This window comes from uncultured Gilvimarinus sp. (assembly GCF_963975215.1).
GTDB lineage: Bacteria > Pseudomonadota > Gammaproteobacteria > Pseudomonadales > Cellvibrionaceae > Gilvimarinus.
In genome coordinates this window covers 62063-80447 of the sequence record NZ_CAXBFW010000002.1, presented here as the reverse complement: position 1 = coordinate 80447, position 18385 = coordinate 62063, and the positions used below count along the sequence as shown (strand labels likewise).

The 18385-nt window shown below is 53.8% G+C and carries 19 protein-coding genes; 16 read left to right on the top strand and 3 right to left on the bottom strand.

What is annotated here, in order from left to right; translation table 11 throughout:
• The first annotated feature begins 449 nt into the window (after nt 1-449).
• Both AAC019_RS02240 and AAC019_RS02235 read left to right on the top strand, forming a co-directional pair.
• Nucleotides 450-1457, top strand: a complete 1008-nt coding sequence (locus AAC019_RS02240; protein WP_339896931.1) for an RluA family pseudouridine synthase — start codon at nt 450-452, stop codon at nt 1455-1457.
• Nucleotides 1458-1479: 22 nt separating this feature from the next.
• A complete protein-coding gene (locus AAC019_RS02235) occupies nt 1480-2133 on the top strand; it encodes an HAD-IA family hydrolase (RefSeq protein WP_339896930.1) in 654 nt (217 codons plus the stop codon).
• Between the two features lie 19 nt (nt 2134-2152).
• On the opposite strand, the gene AAC019_RS02230 is transcribed toward AAC019_RS02235, so the two are convergent.
• Nucleotides 2153-2743 (bottom strand): nucleoside triphosphate pyrophosphatase, encoded by a 591-nt coding sequence (locus tag AAC019_RS02230; RefSeq protein ID WP_339896929.1) that lies wholly within the window; start codon nt 2741-2743, stop codon nt 2153-2155.
• A 208-nt stretch (nt 2744-2951) separates the two neighbouring features.
• On the opposite strand from AAC019_RS02230, the gene AAC019_RS02225 reads away from it, so the two are divergent.
• The 13 genes from AAC019_RS02225 (at nt 2952) to AAC019_RS02165 (ending at nt 14181) form a co-directional block, all read left to right on the top strand.
• Complete coding sequence (locus tag AAC019_RS02225) at nt 2952-3494, top strand: YceD family protein (protein WP_339896928.1); 543 nt, start codon at nt 2952-2954, stop codon at nt 3492-3494.
• 65 nt (nt 3495-3559) lie between these two features.
• A complete protein-coding gene (rpmF, locus tag AAC019_RS02220) occupies nt 3560-3742 on the top strand; it encodes a 50S ribosomal protein L32 (protein WP_041523172.1) in 183 nt (60 codons plus the stop codon).
• A gap of 26 nt (nt 3743-3768) precedes the next feature.
• Nucleotides 3769-4764, top strand: coding sequence for a phosphate acyltransferase PlsX (gene plsX / locus AAC019_RS02215; protein WP_339896927.1), 996 nt, complete (start codon nt 3769-3771; stop codon nt 4762-4764).
• Between the two features lie 33 nt (nt 4765-4797).
• Nucleotides 4798-5739 (top strand): ACP S-malonyltransferase, encoded by a 942-nt coding sequence (fabD, locus tag AAC019_RS02210; RefSeq protein WP_339896926.1) that lies wholly within the window; start codon nt 4798-4800, stop codon nt 5737-5739.
• A gap of 21 nt (nt 5740-5760) precedes the next feature.
• The gene (gene fabG, locus AAC019_RS02205; RefSeq protein ID WP_339896925.1) at nt 5761-6504 is read left to right on the top strand and encodes a 3-oxoacyl-ACP reductase FabG; all 744 of its coding nucleotides are present in this window, start codon (nt 5761-5763) and stop codon (nt 6502-6504) included.
• A 190-nt stretch (nt 6505-6694) separates the two neighbouring features.
• Nucleotides 6695-6931, top strand: a complete 237-nt coding sequence (acpP, locus tag AAC019_RS02200; RefSeq protein WP_007640684.1) for an acyl carrier protein — start codon at nt 6695-6697, stop codon at nt 6929-6931.
• A gap of 137 nt (nt 6932-7068) precedes the next feature.
• Nucleotides 7069-8313, top strand: coding sequence for a beta-ketoacyl-ACP synthase II (gene fabF / locus AAC019_RS02195; RefSeq protein ID WP_339896924.1), 1245 nt, complete (start codon nt 7069-7071; stop codon nt 8311-8313).
• A gap of 44 nt (nt 8314-8357) precedes the next feature.
• Entirely contained in the window at nt 8358-9239 is an 882-nt protein-coding gene (gene pabC / locus AAC019_RS02190) for an aminodeoxychorismate lyase (RefSeq protein ID WP_339896923.1), read from the top strand.
• Nucleotides 9236-10294 (top strand): endolytic transglycosylase MltG, encoded by a 1059-nt coding sequence (gene mltG / locus AAC019_RS02185; protein WP_339896922.1) that lies wholly within the window; start codon nt 9236-9238, stop codon nt 10292-10294. The genes pabC and mltG overlap by 4 nt, the downstream gene beginning before the upstream one ends.
• Before the next feature lie 90 nt (nt 10295-10384).
• Nucleotides 10385-12085, top strand: coding sequence for a glutamine--tRNA ligase/YqeY domain fusion protein (locus AAC019_RS02180; protein WP_339896921.1), 1701 nt, complete (start codon nt 10385-10387; stop codon nt 12083-12085).
• A 70-nt stretch (nt 12086-12155) separates the two neighbouring features.
• Nucleotides 12156-13550 (top strand): cysteine--tRNA ligase, encoded by a 1395-nt coding sequence (gene cysS / locus AAC019_RS02175; protein ID WP_339896920.1) that lies wholly within the window; start codon nt 12156-12158, stop codon nt 13548-13550.
• A gap of 20 nt (nt 13551-13570) precedes the next feature.
• Nucleotides 13571-13927, top strand: a complete 357-nt coding sequence (locus tag AAC019_RS02170) for a rhodanese-like domain-containing protein (protein WP_339896919.1) — start codon at nt 13571-13573, stop codon at nt 13925-13927.
• 41 nt (nt 13928-13968) lie between these two features.
• Nucleotides 13969-14181, top strand: a complete 213-nt coding sequence (locus AAC019_RS02165) for a hypothetical protein (protein WP_339896918.1) — start codon at nt 13969-13971, stop codon at nt 14179-14181.
• A gap of 72 nt (nt 14182-14253) precedes the next feature.
• Here the strand turns inward: AAC019_RS02165 and AAC019_RS02160 are convergent, their stop codons facing one another.
• Together AAC019_RS02160 and ccsA are read right to left on the bottom strand one after the other, a co-directional pair.
• On the bottom strand, nt 14254-15528 hold the full coding sequence (locus AAC019_RS02160; RefSeq protein ID WP_339896917.1) for an HlyC/CorC family transporter: 1275 nt from the start codon (nt 15526-15528) through the stop codon (nt 14254-14256).
• 91 nt (nt 15529-15619) lie between these two features.
• Nucleotides 15620-16417: a cytochrome c biogenesis protein CcsA gene (ccsA, locus tag AAC019_RS02155; RefSeq protein WP_339896916.1), complete on the bottom strand. Its 798-nt coding sequence runs from the start codon at nt 16415-16417 to the stop codon at nt 15620-15622.
• 335 nt (nt 16418-16752) lie between these two features.
• Between ccsA and ffh the strand changes: the two genes are divergently transcribed.
• Nucleotides 16753-18150, top strand: coding sequence for a signal recognition particle protein (ffh, locus tag AAC019_RS02150; protein WP_339896915.1), 1398 nt, complete (start codon nt 16753-16755; stop codon nt 18148-18150).
• The last annotated feature ends 235 nt before the right edge of the window (nt 18151-18385 follow it).

The window sequence follows — 18385 nt, the reverse complement described above, 5'->3', positions numbered from 1 at the left end:
GGGCAGATACTGCCGTTGTTACCATCAACACTCAGAATCGGTCTAAGAGTCTTTTGTTGGGGCCTCGAGCTAGTGCTCGTAAAGGCCGGGTTCATGGTTTAACTTCTGCCAGCAAGAGCTTGGTATTCAAGTTACAAAACACATTCAGCGGATCAGTCGCATTGCGCTTGCTGCGCAATGGTTCCGGTGCTCGCGCGGGATCGAAACACTATGTTGTCGATCGCTGCGTGCGTCACACCCTTCATCATTTTGCCGGATCTGCACACAATTTGTGTTTAAAAACAGAGCCTTAGCTGGCAGCGGTATTTCCTCGCGACACGCCTAAAACGCTATGTCCGGAAACCTGCCTGTCCCAGCTGGCTCGAATATAACAGCTAAAGCAATACCCAGCAAATCAATTTGCAGCTGTAAGTAACTGTTTTGCTTCGATTGCTGCTATTATGCCGCCCATGAGTAACCAGCCTTCTATGGCGTTCGATATCGACGAGCGCTTCTCGCAAGTTCAATATTTGGATGTCGACGCCGACCAGGCCGGTCAGCGTATCGACAACTATTTGGTGGCGCGCCTTAAGGGTGTGCCGCGTACCCATGTCTATAAATTGCTGCGCAAGGGCGAGGTGCGGGTCAATAAGGGTCGTATTCGTGCCGATTACCGCCTTAAGGCGGGTGACCTAGTCCGTTTGCCGCCCCTTAAAGTAGCGCAAAAGGCGCCGCCCAAGCAGTTGAGTCAAGGGCTGGGGCGTGTGCTTGAAAAAGCCATTTTGTTTGAAAATGACGGGCTGCTGGTGGCCAATAAGCCGCCGGGTTTGGCGGTGCACGGTGGTAGCGGTGTGGACTTGGGGTTGATTGAGGCGCTGCGTCAGCTGCGCCCGGACGCGCGCTATTTAGAATTGGTTCACCGGCTCGATCGCGACACGTCGGGCTGTATTATGGTGGCTAAAAAGCGTAGCTATCTGCGCCACTTGCAGCAATCACTGCGGGATAAGTCGGCCGGGCGCGGCGGAATCGTCAAAGTGTATCAGGCGCTGGCGCTGGGCAGCTGGCCCAAGCGGTTGGGGCGGGTTAATGCACCTTTATTAAAGCTTGAGCAAAGCGGCGGTCTGGAGCGGATCGTTAAAGTGCATCCAGAGGGTAAGGCCAGCGTCACCGAGTTTGCCGTGTTGCAGCGTTATCGGGATTACACCTTACTTGAGGCGCGGCCGATTACCGGACGAACCCATCAGATTCGTGTTCATGCGCAACTTAAGCAATGTCCTTTGGCAGGCGATGACAAGTACGGCGATGACAGTGCCAATCGCGCGCTGCAAAAGCTTGGTCTTAAACGGCATTTTTTGCACGCCAGCGCGCTGGAGTTTGTGTTGCCTGGCGAATCAACGGCGACCCGGGTGGATGCACCTCTGTCGGACGATCTTGCGGCGTTGTTACGGTTGATCGAGGCGCAAAAGCTTCCCGGTTAAGGAGGCTGATTGGAGGTTGAGCTTGCTTTATATATTTGACTGGGATGGCACCTTAAGTGACTCCACAGGCACTATCGTTACTGCCATGCAGCGCGCGGCGGAGGATTTAGGGTGGCAGCGGCCTGAGCGAGATGCGGTGCGCAATATTATAGGCCTAGGGTTGCCCGAGGCTCTGCAGGTGCTTTATCCCGGAATTGAGGCGCCAGCGGCAGAGCGATTGCGAGCCCTTTACAGCGAGCATTTTCTGGCTATTGATCAGGCAGAGCCGGCCCAGTTTTACCCGCGGGTTATGGAGTCGCTGGAGTCGTTGCGCCATGACGGTCATCAGTTGGCGGTGGCGACCGGTAAAAGTCGGCGGGGGCTCGACCGGGTCTTTAAACGTCTGGGGCTGGATGGCTATTTTCACGCCAGCCGCTGCGCGGATGAAACCGCCTCAAAGCCCGATCCGCGTATGTTGCATGAGCTGCTGGAGCACTTTGAGGTAGAAGCGGCTCAAGCGGTGATGGTCGGTGATACGGAGTATGATATGGAGATGGCGCGAAGGGCGAATATGCCGCGCATCGCTGTGAGTTATGGCGCCCACGAGGCGGCTCGGCTGCACCCATATGAGCCGGCACTTTGTATGGATTGTTTCTCCGAGATTTTACAGTGGCAACTTACCCCGCAAAATGCCTAGCGCGGTTTGATGCGAGCCGCTAGCGATTGTTGCCCAGGGGGTCTAGCCCTGCCAGGCTTAGCATTTCGGTCAACTTTATAAGCGGTAGCCCGATAAGGGTGTTCGGGTCATCGCCCGCGAGCGATTCAAACAGCGAAATGCCCAAGCCCTCGCACTTAAAGCTGCCGGCGCAATCGTAGGGCTGGTCTCGGTTCAGGTAATCGCGCAACTGCTCATCGCTCAGCGGGCGAAACCTGGCGCGATAGGTTTCCACGCTGAGTTGTTCGCTACCGTCACGGCTATTATAAAGGCAGAGGCCGGTGTAAAAAGTGACGGTTTTGCCGCTTGAGCGCTGTAGCTGGGCGAAGGCGTTGGCGAAGTTGCCCGGCTTGGTAAGCTGTATGCCATCAAGCCAGGCGACCTGGTCTGAGCCAATAATAAGTGCCTCCGGGTAGAGTGATTTAAGAGCCCGTGCTTTGTTGCGCGCCAGCCGCTTAGCGAGCTCTGTGGGTGTTTCGTGGGGTTGTGCGGCTTCATCGACGTCGGGTGCGTGAGCGATGAACTCGAGCCCGAGCCGGCTGAGTAGAGTTTGGCGGTAAGGCGAGCCCGAGGCGAGAATAAGCGGTGGCATTGGCCGGCTTCCATTTGTTTGGTGTAAAGGTGTGCCAATTGGCGGCGACTGTTGGGCGTTTGCGGTGCGTATTTTAGCGCAAAGGGCGCTGCATAATCGTGCCGGCTGCCGGCAGGGCGAAAATTTTTAGCGAAAAGCCCGAAATAGTAGGGCTGGAGGGCTATTTTTCTTTGACAGATGCGCTTTCGATCCCTATTATTGCGCGCTTATGTCTCAGCCATCCTTAAGTCAGCCTCTGCCCCGGCAGGGAGATCCGCGAAAATATGCCCAGCAAGGCATTGAAATCACGGGTTTTGTTGACTTAAAGCAGCTGCCAAGAGTGGCGGCCGCCGTGGCTGATGAGAATGCAAGGTTTGCGGTTGTTCTGTCGTTTAAGATCGATGAAGAGCGCAAGCGGGTGGTGCAGGGCAGTATCGAGGGCGAGGTAGGGTTAACCTGTCAGCGCTGCCTGGATACGGTTAATGTGCCTCTGGTGTGTGCAGTTAATCTCGGCATTGTCTGGGATGAAGAGCAGGCAAAAACCTTACCGCGGGATCGCGATCCGTGGATTGCAGCAGAAGGGCCGGCAGATTTCTACGATATAGTCGAAGAAGAGCTGCTGTTAAGTCTGCCGCCGGTCGCTTATCACGATCACGCATGTGTACCCTCCGAGCACTTTGAAAGTAAAGCGCCCGAGACAGGGGCTCAAGAGCAACCGAAACAAAACCCGTTTCAAGTTCTGGAGCAACTTAAAGGAACGCCGAAAAAATAGAGGGTGGTTACACACTTTCTTTGAGGCGCCCCAGCTTCAGTTTTTTGTTATATAGGAGTTAAATCATGGCCGTACAGAAAAGTAAAAAGACTCGTTCCAAGCGCGGTATGCGTCGTTCACACGATGCATTGACTGGGCCGACCTTGTCTGTTGATCCAACCAGTGGTGAAAAGCACCTGCGTCATCACGTGAGCGCCGACGGTTTTTACCGTGGCCGTAAAGTGATCGACATCGCATCTGACGAGTAAGTATTGCGTAACAAGACGATTTTCCATTGTCTGAGCCAATACGACTAGCTGTAGATGCTATGAGCGGGGACTTCGGTCCCCGCATTGCTATCCCCGCGGCAATCGAGTTTGCCCGCACCTTCCCCGATGTTCAGTTGTTGCTGTTTGGTCAACGCTCTGCCATGGCGCGTGAGTGTCCGGCCACGACCCCTAAAAATATTGAATTTGTCGATGTTCCCGATGTGGTTGCTATGGATGCCGATCCGCGCCAGGCCCTGCGCCTGGGTGATACGTCATCTATGTGGCAAGCGCTGCAGGCGGTTGCCCGCGGTGACGCACGAGCTTGCATAAGCGCCGGCAATACTGGCGCTCTTATGCTGATGAGCCGCAGAGTGGTGGGAATGATGAGCGGTGTCGAGGTGCCTGCTATTTGCAAGGCGATGCCGGTGCGCAAGGGTTTAACGCTGATGCTGGATTTGGGGGCAAACATTCACTGCAGCAGCTCGCAGCTGTTGCAGTTTGCCACCATGGGCAGTGTGTTGGCGCGGGCCAGTGGTGTTGCCGAGCCCCAAGTGGCGCTGCTAAATATTGGCACCGAGGCGGGTAAAGGTACAACAACAATTCGCGATGCGGCTACATTATTAGCTGGCTCCGGTGAGTTTACCTATGCCGGGTTTGTCGAGGCAGATGCTATCTATAGTGGCGCGGTGCAGGTGATTGTCTGCGACGGCTTTAGCGGCAATATCGCGCTTAAGGCGAGCGAAGGGGTGGCACGGTTAATTGCCGGGCGGATCGAGGAAAGCTTTAAGTCGGGTTTTGGGCGTGTGATTGCGCCGCTTGCCTGGCCGCTGATTCGGCGCTGGCGCGCGGAGCTAAACCCAGATGCTTATAATGGCGCAATCTTGGCCGGGCTGGCTGGCACAGTAATTAAAAGCCACGGCGGGGCCTCGGTAGCGGCTACGGTTAATGCCTTACGCCTGGCTTACGAGCAGGCAGAGTTTGATTCAGTTGCAAAAGTGGCGCATGTGCTTGGCGGCGCCTAATTAATATTTATCAGTTTGGAAGAGTTAATGATTATGGCCACAGATAATTTGGCATTTGTATTTCCGGGGCAGGGGTCGCAGCAAATTGGTATGTTGGCGCCTTTGGCGGAGCAGTATCCAGTGGTGCAGCAGACCTTCTCTGAGGCATCGGATGTGCTGGGTTACGATCTTTGGGATCGGGTGCAAAATGGCACGCAGGACGAAATTAATTTAACTGAGTGCACTCAGCCTTTGTTGTTGACCGCCAGTGTGGCGCTTTGGCGAGTGTGGCGCGAGCGAGATGGCGCGCAGCCGGCAATGCTTGCCGGGCACAGCCTGGGTGAGTGGTCGGCGCTGGTGTGCGCCGAGGTTGTATCATTTGCCGATGCGGTGGCGCTGGTGCGTGAGCGCGGCAAGTTAATGCAAGCTGCGGTACCTGCCGGCCAGGGTGCGATGGCGGCCATTATTGGTTTGGCCGATGAGGCTGTGGTGCAGGCTTGCGCTAGCGCAGCTGAGGGCGAAGTGGTGAGCGCCGTTAACTTTAACTCTCCGGGACAGGTCGTGATTGCCGGCCACAGTGCGGCGGTAGAGCGCGCCATGGCGGCGTGCAAAGAGGCGGGCGCCAAGCGCGCACTGCCACTGCCGGTTAGTGCGCCATTTCATACTGAGTTGATGCGCCCGGCCGCCGACGGCCTGGCAACCTGGGTGGCAGATGTTGAGTTTAGTGCTCCTAAAATTGCCGTTGTCCACAATGTGCACGGCCAGAGCGAGACAGACCCGGCAAAAATTAAAGCCTTGATGATCGAGCAGATCTACAGCCCGGTGTTGTGGGTGGATTGTGTTAACGCTCTGGCACAATCAGGTGTCGATAATCTGGTAGAGTGCGGCCCGGGTAAAGTGTTGGCCGGTTTGGCAAAACGTATTAATAAATCATTGAGCGCAATCTCAATTGAGCAGCCTGCCGATTTGGATGCGGCGCTGGCGCAACATCAATAAACCTTAATAAGCGAGAAGGATATGACCACAGATAACAAGGTTGCACTGGTTACCGGTGCAAGTCGCGGTATTGGCGCTGCGATCGCCGAGCAGCTGGCGCGCGCGGGCTGCACTGTTATTGGCACGGCGACCAGTGAAAAGGGCGCAGCGGCGATCACCGAGCGCTTTGCGGCCAACGGCTTAACGGGTGTTGGCAAGGTTTTGAATGTAACAGACGCCGATTCGGTGGCAGGGCTTTTGAAGGAGGTGCAACAAGAGTATGGTGTACCACTGATCTTGGTGAATAATGCCGGTATCACTAAAGACAATTTGCTTATGCGGATGTCCGATGACGAGTGGTTTGACGTGATCAATACCAATCTCAGCGCTGTGTATCGTCTCAGCAAGGCCGTATTGCGCGGCATGATGAAAAGTCGCTGGGGGCGCATTATTAATGTTGGCTCAGTAGTGGGTGCTATGGGTAATGCCGGGCAGTCTAACTACGCGGCAACCAAGGCCGGCGCGGCAGGTTTCGCCCGCTCGCTGGCGGCCGAGGTAGGCTCGCGCGGTATCACGGTTAATACCGTGGCGCCTGGTTTTATCGATACGGATATGACCCGGGTGTTGCCCGACGAGCAGAAGGCTCAGTTGCTAAATAAGATACCGCTGGGGCGTTTGGGTAAGCCCGAAGAGATTGCTGCAGTGGTCGGATTTTTGGCCTCTGATGCCGGAGCCTATGTTTCCGGTGAAACAATACACGTCAATGGCGGCATGTATATGAATTAAAGCAGGTTGTAACTGCCTGTTTTAAAAAGAAAAAGGGCAAAAAATTAAAGATTTTTTGTCTTATGCGTTACAACGCGGTGAAAATAGATGTAAAATGCGCATCGATTTCGCCGTAGAAAATCTGGAACCGTCAAATGGTTCTAAACATGACGGTTTCGTCGATACTACCTATCAGGAGTTGAATTAGATCATGAGCAGCATTGAAGAACGCGTAAAAAAAATCGTTGCTGAGCAACTGGGCGTTAAAGAAGACGAAGTGAAGAACGAAGCTTCTTTCGTTGAAGATTTAGGCGCGGATTCTCTGGACACCGTAGAATTGGTAATGGCTCTGGAAGAAGAGTTTGAAACCGAAATTCCAGATGAAGAAGCCGAGAAAATCACCACAGTTCAGTTGGCCATCGATTACATCAATGCCAATTTGGCCTAATCTGCGACATATTTGGTAGCAGGTTTCGCGAAAGCCGTATTATTGAGAAATAGTACGGCTTTTTCTTTGGGGTTTTGGGTACGCTGAGGCCGTTAGGTCGATGGCGTATATGTCCGTTGTGGGGGAGAGCAAATCACGTGTCGCGTAAGAGAGTAGTAGTAACAGGCTTGGGTATGGTCAGTCCGCTGGGTAATACCGTGGCGGATACTTGGGATGGAATCCTTGCCGGGCGCAGCGGTGTCGCGCCTATCACCCAGTTTGACGCCTCTGCTTTTAGTACGCGTTTTTCGGCTTCTGTCAAAGATTTTTCGGTCGAAGGTTACTTTCCTGCTAAAGACGCTCGCAAAATGGATCCTTTTATCCAGTTTGGGATGGTGGCAGGGATTCAGGCCATGCGCGACTCTGGCCTGGAAGTGACCGAGGCTAACGGCTCGCGTATCGGTGTTTCGATCGGCTCTGGTATCGGTGGTATCGGCACCATTGAAGATGGCACCTTGATCGTTGAGCATAAAGGCCCGCGTCGTATGTCGCCGTTTTTTGTGCCCGGCGCGATTATCAATATGATTGCCGGTAACTTATCTATCCACTACGGCTTGCGCGGCCCTAATTTGGCCCTGACTACCGCTTGTACCACGGGTACGCACTGTATCGGTTTGGCGGCGCGCTCGATCATGTACGGCGATGCCGACGTTATGTTGGCCGGCGGTGCCGAAATGGCGACCACTCCGGTAGGCCTAGGTGGCTTTGCGGCCGCTCGGGCACTCTCGACCCGCAACGATGACCCGTTGGCGGCAAGCCGCCCGTGGGATAAAGACCGCGATGGCTTTGTGCTGGGCGACGGCGCGGGCGTTATGGTGCTGGAAGAGTACGAGCACGCGCGTGCGCGCGGCGCTAACATTTATGCCGAGCTGATCGGCTTTGGTATGAGTGGCGATGCCTATCATATGACCTCACCGCCTGAGGATGGCGCGGGTGCGGCGCTCTCTATGCAAAACGCCATCAATGATGCCGGTATTGCTCTGGAGTCTATTAACTATATCAACGCCCACGGTACTTCTACCCTGGCCGGTGATAAAGCCGAGTGTCGCGCGGTTAAATCCGTTATGAAGTCGGCGGTTGATCAGGTGGCCGTAAGCTCGACCAAGTCGATGGTAGGGCATTTGTTGGGCGCTGCCGGTGCCGTAGAAGCGATATTCAGTACTCTGGCGATTCGCGACCAGGTGGCACCGCCAACGATTAACCTCGACAACCCAGACGAAGAGTGTGATATCAACTTGGTGCCACACACAGCGCAAGAGCGTCCCATTGAGGCGGTGCTGAGTAATTCTTTTGGCTTTGGTGGCACCAACGGGTCGCTGTTGTTTGCTAAGTTGCGCGACTAACCTGTACCGCGTGATTGACTCGCAAGGCTTGAGTGCCAATCGTCATGTCGACATGTGAACGACCTTTAGTTTGGATCGACGGGGAGCCTGGCGATCAGCTTTGCGCGCTTGATCGCGGATTCGCTTACGGCGACGGGCTGTTTGAAACCTGTCGAATTCAGAGTGGGGAGGTGCCCTTGTGGCGCTGGCACCGCGAGCGGTTACAGGCCAGCTGCAAGGCGTTGTCCATTGCGCTCAATGCCAAGCAATTGCAAGGTTGGGTGGATACCGCGTTAAGCTCTTTGGCGGCGCACGGTATTCAGGGTGGCACCCTCAAAGTTGTAGTAACTCGAGGTGTTGGCGGTAGGGGTTATCAGTACGCCCGCGATATGGCGCCAACGGTGGTACTGCAGGTGCACCCTGATAACCTTTCCCCCTTTACTGGCCCGCTTAAGCCGCTGAACGTTAGAGTGTGTGACATGCGTTTGGCTGGCAACAAAGTGTTGGCGGGGCACAAGCACCTTAATCGCCTCGAGAATGTGCTGGCCCGGGCCGAGTGGCAGGACGCTAATATCGATGAAGGGCTGATGCTGGATGGGAGTGGCAATGTTATCGAGGCGACCGCCCATAATTTATTTATTTGCCAGGCTAACCAGTGGTATACCCCCGCACTTGATTCATCGGGTGTGGCCGGTGTTATGCGGCGGCTGCTGATTGATGAGTTGCTCCCGGGTATCGGGTGTAAGGTTGAGGTGACCGCAATGACGCTCGCGGATGTGTATCGGGCTGACGAGGCAATATTGTGTAACAGCAATCGCGGCATTCGCCCGATAGGGGAAATAACCGACCCATCCGGCGAGGCCCATAAATTTTTACAGCATGATAATGCGCAAAAACTAGGCGTATTATTCGGCGATTTTCTGCAAGGCAAGGGTAGTGTTCAATGATTCAGTTGGCAGTTGGATTGGTAAAACGGCTAATACTGCTGGCGCTTTTGGCTTTGTTGGTGTCTCTGTTGGGGGCGCTGCAATACTTTAAAAAGTGGTACGCCGAGCCTATGGCGCTGCCCGAAGATGGGCTACATTATGAGCTTCAACCGGGCGGCACTTTAAGCGGGGCCGCGACCGACCTGGCCTCCCGGGGTATGCTTGAGCACCCTCAAATTTTGACGTTGTACGCGCGCTTTAGTGGCCAGAGCGAGGTGCGTGCCGGTGACTATAGGCTTGAGCCGGGGCTCACGCCAAGACAATTTATGAAAATGCTCAATACCGGTAATGTGGTTAGCTATACGGTTACCTTGATTGAGGGCTGGACCTTCGCTCAGGCCGTGCAGGCCTTAGCCGACGCCGAGCGTATCGAGTCGCAATTGGCGGGGCAGCCGCTAAAAACGCAACTGGCTCTGCTCGACTTGCCTATCGAGCACCCCGAAGGTTGGTTTTTCCCCGATACTTACCACTACACAGGTGGCACGACCGATGTGGCCATCTTACAGCGGGCGTATCGTAAGATGCGCCAAACACTGGATGAATTGTGGCCCGGGCGCGACCCAAACCTGCCTTATCACACGCCCTATGAAGCACTTACCATGGCGTCTATTGTTGAGCGCGAAACGGGAGCCCCCTGGGAGCGTCGTAAAATAGCCGGCGTGTTCGTGCGCCGGCTTGAAAACAACATGCGGCTGCAGACCGATCCCACCGTAATTTACGGTATGGGCGATCGTTATCAGGGCAAAATCGGCCGTGCCGACCTGCAGCGCCCAACCCCTTACAACACTTATACCATTCGCGGATTGCCGCCTACGCCTATCGCCCTGCCGGGCGGCGAGGCTGTGTATGCCAGTCTACACCCGGACCCCGGCAGTGAATTATACTTTGTCGCCAAAGGGGACGGCACCCATGTGTTTTCCGATACTCTGGAGGCGCATAATGACGCTGTGCGTCAATACCAGATCCAGCGCCGTGAAGGCTACCGCTCGACGGTCTCGCCGAGCGTGGCGCAGTAGTAGGAAATAACGCAACCAAGCATTACAATACCCTATCTAACTCGCCGGTGCGTCCGGCACTCTCGCTTGCTAACTGGATTGTTAATCAGCATGACTGAAACCACCGAAAACGGCTCTACTAAAGTCGAAAAGCCCTCGCACTTTATTCAAAACATTCTTCGCAAAGATTTGGATGAAGGTAAAGTTGAGACTATCGTGACGCGCTTTCCGCCAGAACCTAATGGGTATTTGCACATTGGTCACGCGAAGTCCATCTGTCTTAACTTTGGTGTGGCAAAACAGTTTGGCGGAGTATGTAATCTTCGTTTTGACGACACCAACCCAGAAAAAGAAAGTGACGAATACGTCGACTCCATTAAGCGTGATGTCTCGTGGCTGGGGTTTGATTGGAACGAAGAGATCCGCTTTACCTCTGATTATTTTGATCAACTGCACGACTGGGCGCTCGAGCTGATCAAGGCCGGTAAAGCCTATGTCTGTGATTTGAGCCCGGACCAGGCTCGTGAATATCGCGGTACGCTTACCGAGCCTGGCAAAAACAGCCCTAATCGCGATCGCAGTGTTGCTGAAAACACAGAGTTGTTTGCGAAAATGCGAGCTGGTGAGTTGGAAGAGGGCAGCTGTTCGCTGCGCGCTAAAATTGATATGGCGGCGCCCAATATTAACCTGCGTGATCCAGTAATCTACCGCATTAAAAAAGTGCGCCATCATCACACTGGTGATAAGTGGTGCATTTACCCCTCGTACGATTTTGCCCACGGTCAAAGCGATGCTATTGAAGGGGTTACTCACTCCATTTGTACGCTGGAGTTTGAAGATCATCGCCCGTTGTACGAATGGTTTATTGCTAACCTGTCGGTGCCGGCTACGCCTAAACAGTATGAGTTTGCCCGGTTAAACCTGAACTACACGGTTACCAGTAAGCGCAAATTGCGCCAGCTGGTCGATGAAAAGCACGTGGACGGCTGGGATGACCCGCGCATGCCGACTATTTCGGGGATGCGTCGCCGGGGTTATACCGCGCAATCGCTGCGTAATTTTTGTGAGCGAATCGGCGTTACCCGATCAGATAGCGTGGTTGATGTCGGCATGCTTGAATACTGCGTGCGCGATGACTTAGATAAAAACGCGCCGCGGGCCATGTGCGTGTTACGCCCGCTTAAGGTAACGCTGACTAATTACCCGGAAGATAAAATTGAGCGCCTGCGTGCTCCGGGCCACCCCAACCGGGATGATCTGGCGGAGCGAGAGCTGCCTTTTAGTAAAACCTTATTTATTGACGTGGAAGATTTTCGCGAAGAGGCCAACAAAAAGTACAAGCGTTTAGTGTTGGGTAAGCGTGTGCGCTTGCGTAACGCTTACGTGATTGAGGCCGATGAGGCGATTAAGAACGATGCGGGCGAAGTTATCGAAGTGAAAGCACGTATCATTGAAAACACTATTGGTGAAGACCCGGAAGACGGCGTTAAACCTAAAGGCGTTATTCACTGGGTCTCGGGTGCTGAAAACATCGACTGTGAAGTGCGGCTGTACGACCGCCTGTTTAATGAAGAATCGCCAGGCGCGGCAGGCGCAGACTTTTTACAGGCGATTAACCCCGAGAGTTTGCAGGTGCTAAGTGGCGCCAAAGCCGAAGTCTCACTCGCACAGGCCAAGCCCGAGTCGGCGTACCAGTTTGAGCGTGAAGGCTATTTTTGCCTGGATGATCACTACAGCCGCGATGGCGCCTTAGTGTTTAATCGCACCATTGGTTTGCGTGATAGTTGGGCGAAAATTTCTCAACAAAGCTAAAACCCTTGGGCGGCGCACCGGCTGCGTTACAGGAAAGCACTGCGGGAAACACGTTTAGAGAAGCTGAGTTATGAGTTTAACGATATACAGTACATTGTCAGGTAAGAAGGAAGTCTTTACACCACGCGAGCCGGGTAAAATTGGCCTCTATGTTTGTGGGATTACGGTCTACGATTACTGTCATATTGGTCACGCTCGTGTGTTGGTCGCCTTCGACGTGATTAGCCGTTTTTTACGTTCGCAGCAGTGGCAGGTTCACTATGTGCGCAATATCACCGATATCGATGACAAGATCATCAATCGGGCGCAGGAAAATAGTGAGCCCTACACCGATTTAACCTCGCGCTATATCGAGTATATGCATGAGGATGAAAAGGCGTTGGGCATACTGCCACCCGATACTGAGCCGCGCGCAACTGCCCACATCGCGGATATTATCGCGATGATCGAAACCTTAATCGCTAAAGATTATGCCTATCAGGCAGGCAACGGCGATGTGTATTATCGCGTGAGCCGTTTTGCCGAGTACGGCAAACTCACTAACAAAGATCCTGAACAGTTACTGGCAGGCGCCCGGGTCGAAGTCGACTCCGCGAAAGAAGATCCGCGAGACTTTGCCCTGTGGAAGTTTGCCAGTGAGCAAGATGTTGGTTGGGATGCGCCTTTTGGGCGCGGCCGCCCGGGTTGGCATATTGAGTGTTCGGCCATGAGTAAGGCGTGTTTGGGTGCGCACTTTGATATTCATGGTGGCGGGCCGGATTTACCGTTTCCACACCACGAGAACGAAATTGCTCAAAGTGAAGCGGCCAACGGTTGTCAGTACGCCAACTATTGGATGCATGCGGGCGCCGTTCGTTTAGACGGTGAAAAAATGTCTAAATCTCTGGGCAACTTTTTTACTATTCGCGATGTGTTAAAACAGTACCACCCAGAGGTGGTGCGCTACTTGCTGATAAGCAGCCATTATCGCAGCCCCATTAATTACTCAGAAGAAAATTTAGTTGAGGCTAAGGCCGGCCTGGATCGGCTGTACAGTGCGCTGCGCGGCTACGAGGACGTCCCGGCTACCAGTCTGAGTGACTTGTCCGGGAGCGAGTTCTATCAGAAGTTCGTTGCCGCCATGAATGACGATTTTAATACCCGGGTGGCGCTTGCGGTGATGTTTGATTTGGTGCGGGCATTAAACTCGGCAAAAGGTGGTGCTGATGCCGAACCTCTGGTTGGCGCTTTAAAAGCCATGGGTGAATTGTTTGGTTTGTTTGGTTGTGCCCCTGATACCTTTTTACAGTCGGCGGGTGAGAGTGACATGGCGGCGGATGCCGTTGAGGTGTTAATTGCCGAGCGTGCCCAGGCAAAGCGTGATAAAAACTTTGCTCGTGCCGATGAGGTTCGCGATCAACTTTTGGCTGCCGGTATCGTTTTGGAGGACTCTCCAGAAGGAACTAAGTGGCGGCGCGAGGGATAAACGAGTGCGAGGTGAGCTATATGAGTACTGTACCAATACGCAACGCAGCTCGTCTGTTGATGTTGCTGCTGTTACTGGGGTTGCACATTAACGTGAGTGCCGCCGATACCCTGTGGCTTGATGTTCGCACCGGCGAAGAATTTGCCGAGGCTCATTTGGCCGCGGCGGTGAATATCCCTTACGATCAAATTGCCGATCGGATTGAACACTATGCGCCGGATAAAAATCGGGCGTTGGTGGTTTATTGCCGCAGCGGCCGTCGTGCTGATATCGCTAAACAGACACTGGAGCAGCTTGGCTATACAAATGTTGTCAATGCTCAGGATCTTGATGGTGCTGAGGCTCTGTACCAGCAAGAAACCCGTGCATCTGATTAAGCTAGAACCCCGATGTCGGGCACAGGATAAATAGGTATATTATGTTTAGACGTCTAGGCCGTTATCGCCGTTTGGGCGCTGCCAGTTTTTTGTCCTGTGCCTGCTTTATTGGCCTTGCTGTTTATGGTTGGGGGGTAAGCTGGAGCCAGCTGCTGGGCTATATGGCGGTAGTCATTGTTTTGCTGCTGTTGTTGTTGGCCATGGCGGCATTGCTTGGCTGGCTATTGCACAAATTAAATCGGCGCGATGATTAGCCCTCGCGCCATCGGTATTATACGCTATTGCCTGTACGGGGCAGCGCGGTGCCTAAGCGTTAAGACTCGCTCCTACTGAAGTTTTTCATCCATCCTTACCTTAAACCATGCCACCATTTTGTCGGTAATTTCTACGGTTTCAAACAGGTAGTGCTCAAGAGTAAAGCTGATGTTGCCGTCGGGAATGCCTTCGAGGTATTCCATGGCAAGGCCGTTGAGGGTTTTGGGGCCATCGATGGGCAGCGACCACTCGAGAGTTCGGTTGATGTCGCGAATAAAAGTACCGCCATCAATTTTGTACCAGCCGTCCTCAAGCGGAATAATATCCTGGTCTTCATCCTCGGCCACATTGGTAGTGAAGTCGCCCACGATCTCTTCCAGTAGGTCTTCCAGAGTCACAATCCCCTGCACCTCACCATACTCGTTTACCACCAGTGCAATACGGCACTTTTGTTGCTGAAAGTTCATCAGCTGGGTGTGCAGCGGTGTCGACTCGGGTACAAAGTAAGGCTCATCGGCGTGAGTTTGAAAGTCGGCTTTGGTGATGTCGCTGTCGTTGCCGTTTAAAAAACGAGCCGAGTTACGCAGGTGCAAAATTCCCGCGACTTCATTTAAATCCCCTCGGTAAATGGGCAGTCGGGTATATTCAGACGTGCGGATCTTGGTCAGTAGAGTGCTGACGTCGTCCTCCAGATCCAGCCCTTCGACCTCGTTGCGCGGGATCATAATATCCTCGACGGTGGATTTTTCCAGGTCGAGAATGTTGAGCAGCATGCCTTGATGCTGGTCTGGAATTAACGAGCCGGCTTCATCGACCACTGTGCGTAGCTCTTCGGGGGCCAGGTGCTCTATATGGGTATGCGCTTTATCGATGCCAAACAGTTTGGTCACGCCATTGGCGATACCGTTAACCAGCATGACCGCGGGAGCCAACACCACCGCGAGGGGGCGCAGTATAAGACTCGCGAAAAAGGAGATTCGCTCGGGGTAAAGGGTGGCCAATGTTTTGGGGGTTACTTCGGCAAACACCAGCATAACCAGTGTCAGTAAAAAACCACCGACGGCAACACCCGAATCGCCCATAAGGCGGATCGCAATAACCGTGGTGAGGGCGGCGGCAAAGTTATTGGCTAAATTGTTACCAATTAAGATCAAGCCAATCAGTCGGTCGGGGCGGCTCAGCAACAGCTCGACCCGCTGAGCCCGGCGGTCGCCTTTTTTACTCAAGTGCTTGAGGCGATAGCGGTTGATCGCCATCATGGCGGTTTCTGAGCTAGAGAAAAAGCCTGAGAGCACGAGCAGTCCCAGGAGAATCCCAAACAGTAGTTCTAAGGGTATGTCGTTCAAGGAAATGTCTTGCCTATATTGCCGTTCGGCAGGCTATCTTGCAGCAGTTCGCACGAATGCGCAACTGACCTTAGCGAGATAACCTAACCGATTAAATGTCCAGAATAAACTCGAGTACAAACTTGCTGCCAAAGTACGCCAGCATCAGCATGGCAAACCCCACCAGTGTCCAGCGTATCGCCGTGTAGCCGCGCCAACCCAAGCTGTGACGCCCCCACAGTAGAATGCTGTAAATAAGCCAGGCAAATAGAGTGAAGACTGTTTTATGAACGACATGCTGGGCGAAAATATCATCAAGGAATATAACGCCAGAGATAATGGCGCCGGTCAGTAGCAGTTGCCCAGCCCACAGCAGCTCAAATAATAGCGCCTCCATGGTTTGCAGTGGTGGCAGCAGGCCGCTGGGCCCGAGCGAGCGCTTGTGCTTGAGGCGATGGTTTTGGTAGGCCAAAAATAGCGCCTGCAAGGTCGCGATGGTCAGTAAGCTATAGGCCAAAATAGACAGCAGTACATGGGATGCCAGGCCCAGGGTTAAAGGCAGCAGTACATTGTTGTTTGTGGGCAGCAGGCTGGCGATGATGGCAAGTATCGTCAGCGGGAACAGCAAAATAAATAAGTTGTGCAGCGGCTTGCGTGCGGCGCTTAACAGCACAACCGTGTTGACAGTACAAAATATCAGCGACAACATCGGAAACAGGTTTAGCGCCAGCCCCTGAGGTTGAATGATCAATTTAGCGCAGCCAGTTCCGTGGGCGACCAGCGCCAGTGCCGTTACAAGATACAAGCGCTGGCGGCGCACCGGCTGTTGCTGCCAGAGCGAGATAAAAAGATAGCCTGCCGCCAGCAGATACAGCGCTGCGGCGATTAAGTTGATGTCGAGTGCAGACATGCGTGGGCAGAGTCCTTTAATGGGTCGTGTTGCTGGTGCGCGGGTCGAGTCTCGCCTGACATCTTCCACGGGGCACATTGGGTGAGAAAGTGTGTCACATGCGGCGGCGTATGAGAAGCCTATAAATGAGAATCAATCTCCCTGGGTGTGATTCTCTTTCAGGGCGCGAGACGGGGCCTGATATTCCGCGTTATAATGCCACCTTTAGCCGAAGCGGTTTACACGCCGGCAGCAGTGATAAATAAGCGCAGAGGGCCGGTTTTTTTGGCTTCTCGCGGTAAAGTCTTACGCGGTGCACCTAAGTGGGCCGCCAGATAATGGGCACTAGTGTCATTATGTTTGAAAATCTGCAAGATCGACTTTCAGGTACGTTTAAGAAGATTACGGGTAAGGCACGCCTTACCGACGACAATATTCAGGCCACCTTGCGCGAAGTACGCAAGGCCTTACTGGAGGCCGATGTGGCCTTGCCGGTGGTGAAGGACTTTGTGGGCCGGGTGCGCTCACGGGCGTTGGGCACCCAGGTGGGCAAGGCGCTCAATCCTGGGCAGCAGTTCCTCAAAATTGTTGAGTCTGAGCTGGTTGAGATGATGGGCGAGGCCAATGAGTCGCTCAACCTCGCAGTCCAGCCGCCAGCTGTGATTCTGATGGCTGGCCTGCAGGGTGCCGGTAAAACCACCTCGGTCGCAAAATTGGCCAAGTTTTTAACCGAGCGCGAGAAAAAGAAGGTACTGGTAGTCAGTGCCGACGTGTACCGTCCGGCGGCCATTGCCCAGCTGCAAACTTTGGCCGGTGAGGTTGGGGTAGAGTGCTTTCCATCAACCGGCGAGCAAAAACCAGCCGATATTGCCCGTGGTGCAATCGACCACGCCAAGCGCCAGTTCTACGATGTACTGCTAATCGATACGGCTGGCCGGTTGCATATCGATGAAACCTTGATGGCCGAGATTCAAGAGTTGCATCAAGTGGCCAGCCCGGTCGAAACCTTGTTTGTGATCGATGCCATGATCGGTCAGGATGCGGTCAACACCGCCAAGGCCTTTAATGAGGCGCTGCCTCTGACGGGCGTTATTTTAACCAAAGCTGACGGCGATGCGCGCGGTGGTGCGGCTTTGTCGGTGCGGCAAGTGACGGGTAAGCCCATTAAGTTTTTGGGGATGGGCGAAAAAGTCGATGCGCTTGAGCCATTTCACCCGGATCGTATCGCCTCGCGGATTCTCGGCATGGGCGACATTATGTCGCTTATCGAGGATGCCGAGCGCAAAATCGATCGGGATAAAGCCGAACGTCTGGTGCAGAAAGTTAGTAAAGGTAAGCGCTTTGACTTAAATGACCTGCGCGACCAATTGCAACAAATGCAAGACATGGGCGGTTTAACCGGGTTGATGGATAAATTGCCCGGCATGGGCAATATGGCGCAAATGGCCCAACAAGCCGATATGGGCAAGCAGTTTAAAGTGATGGAGGCGTTGATTAACTCCATGACACCGTGGGAGCGCCGTCACCCGGACGACTTATCCAGCTCTCGCAAGCGACGTATCACTCAGGGTTCGGGCACCCAGATTCAAGATCTGAACCGCTTGCTTAAGCAGCATAAGCAAATGGCCAAAATGATGAAGAAGATGAAAGGCGGCGGCATGAGTAAAATGATGCGCGGCTTGGGTGGCATGATGCCTGGGGGCGGCGGTGGAATGCCTCCCGGTGGCGGGTTGCCTCCTGGTATGGGCCGTTAATCCAGCCGTACCCCCTGACGCCAGGCAACGCCTGGCGTTTTTGTATCTGGCCGGCGGATATACGTGACCTAAAGGCCCGGATTTGCTTAAGGTTAGGGAATTGTTGCGAAAGTTACCGGTCTAGATCGAATATTGAAGATGAGTTTCAGGCCGGCTTAAGGCTCGTTGCTAACGCGGTTATTTTTTGAGAGAGCGAAAAACTATGTTAATCCGATTATCGTTGACGGCCCTGCTT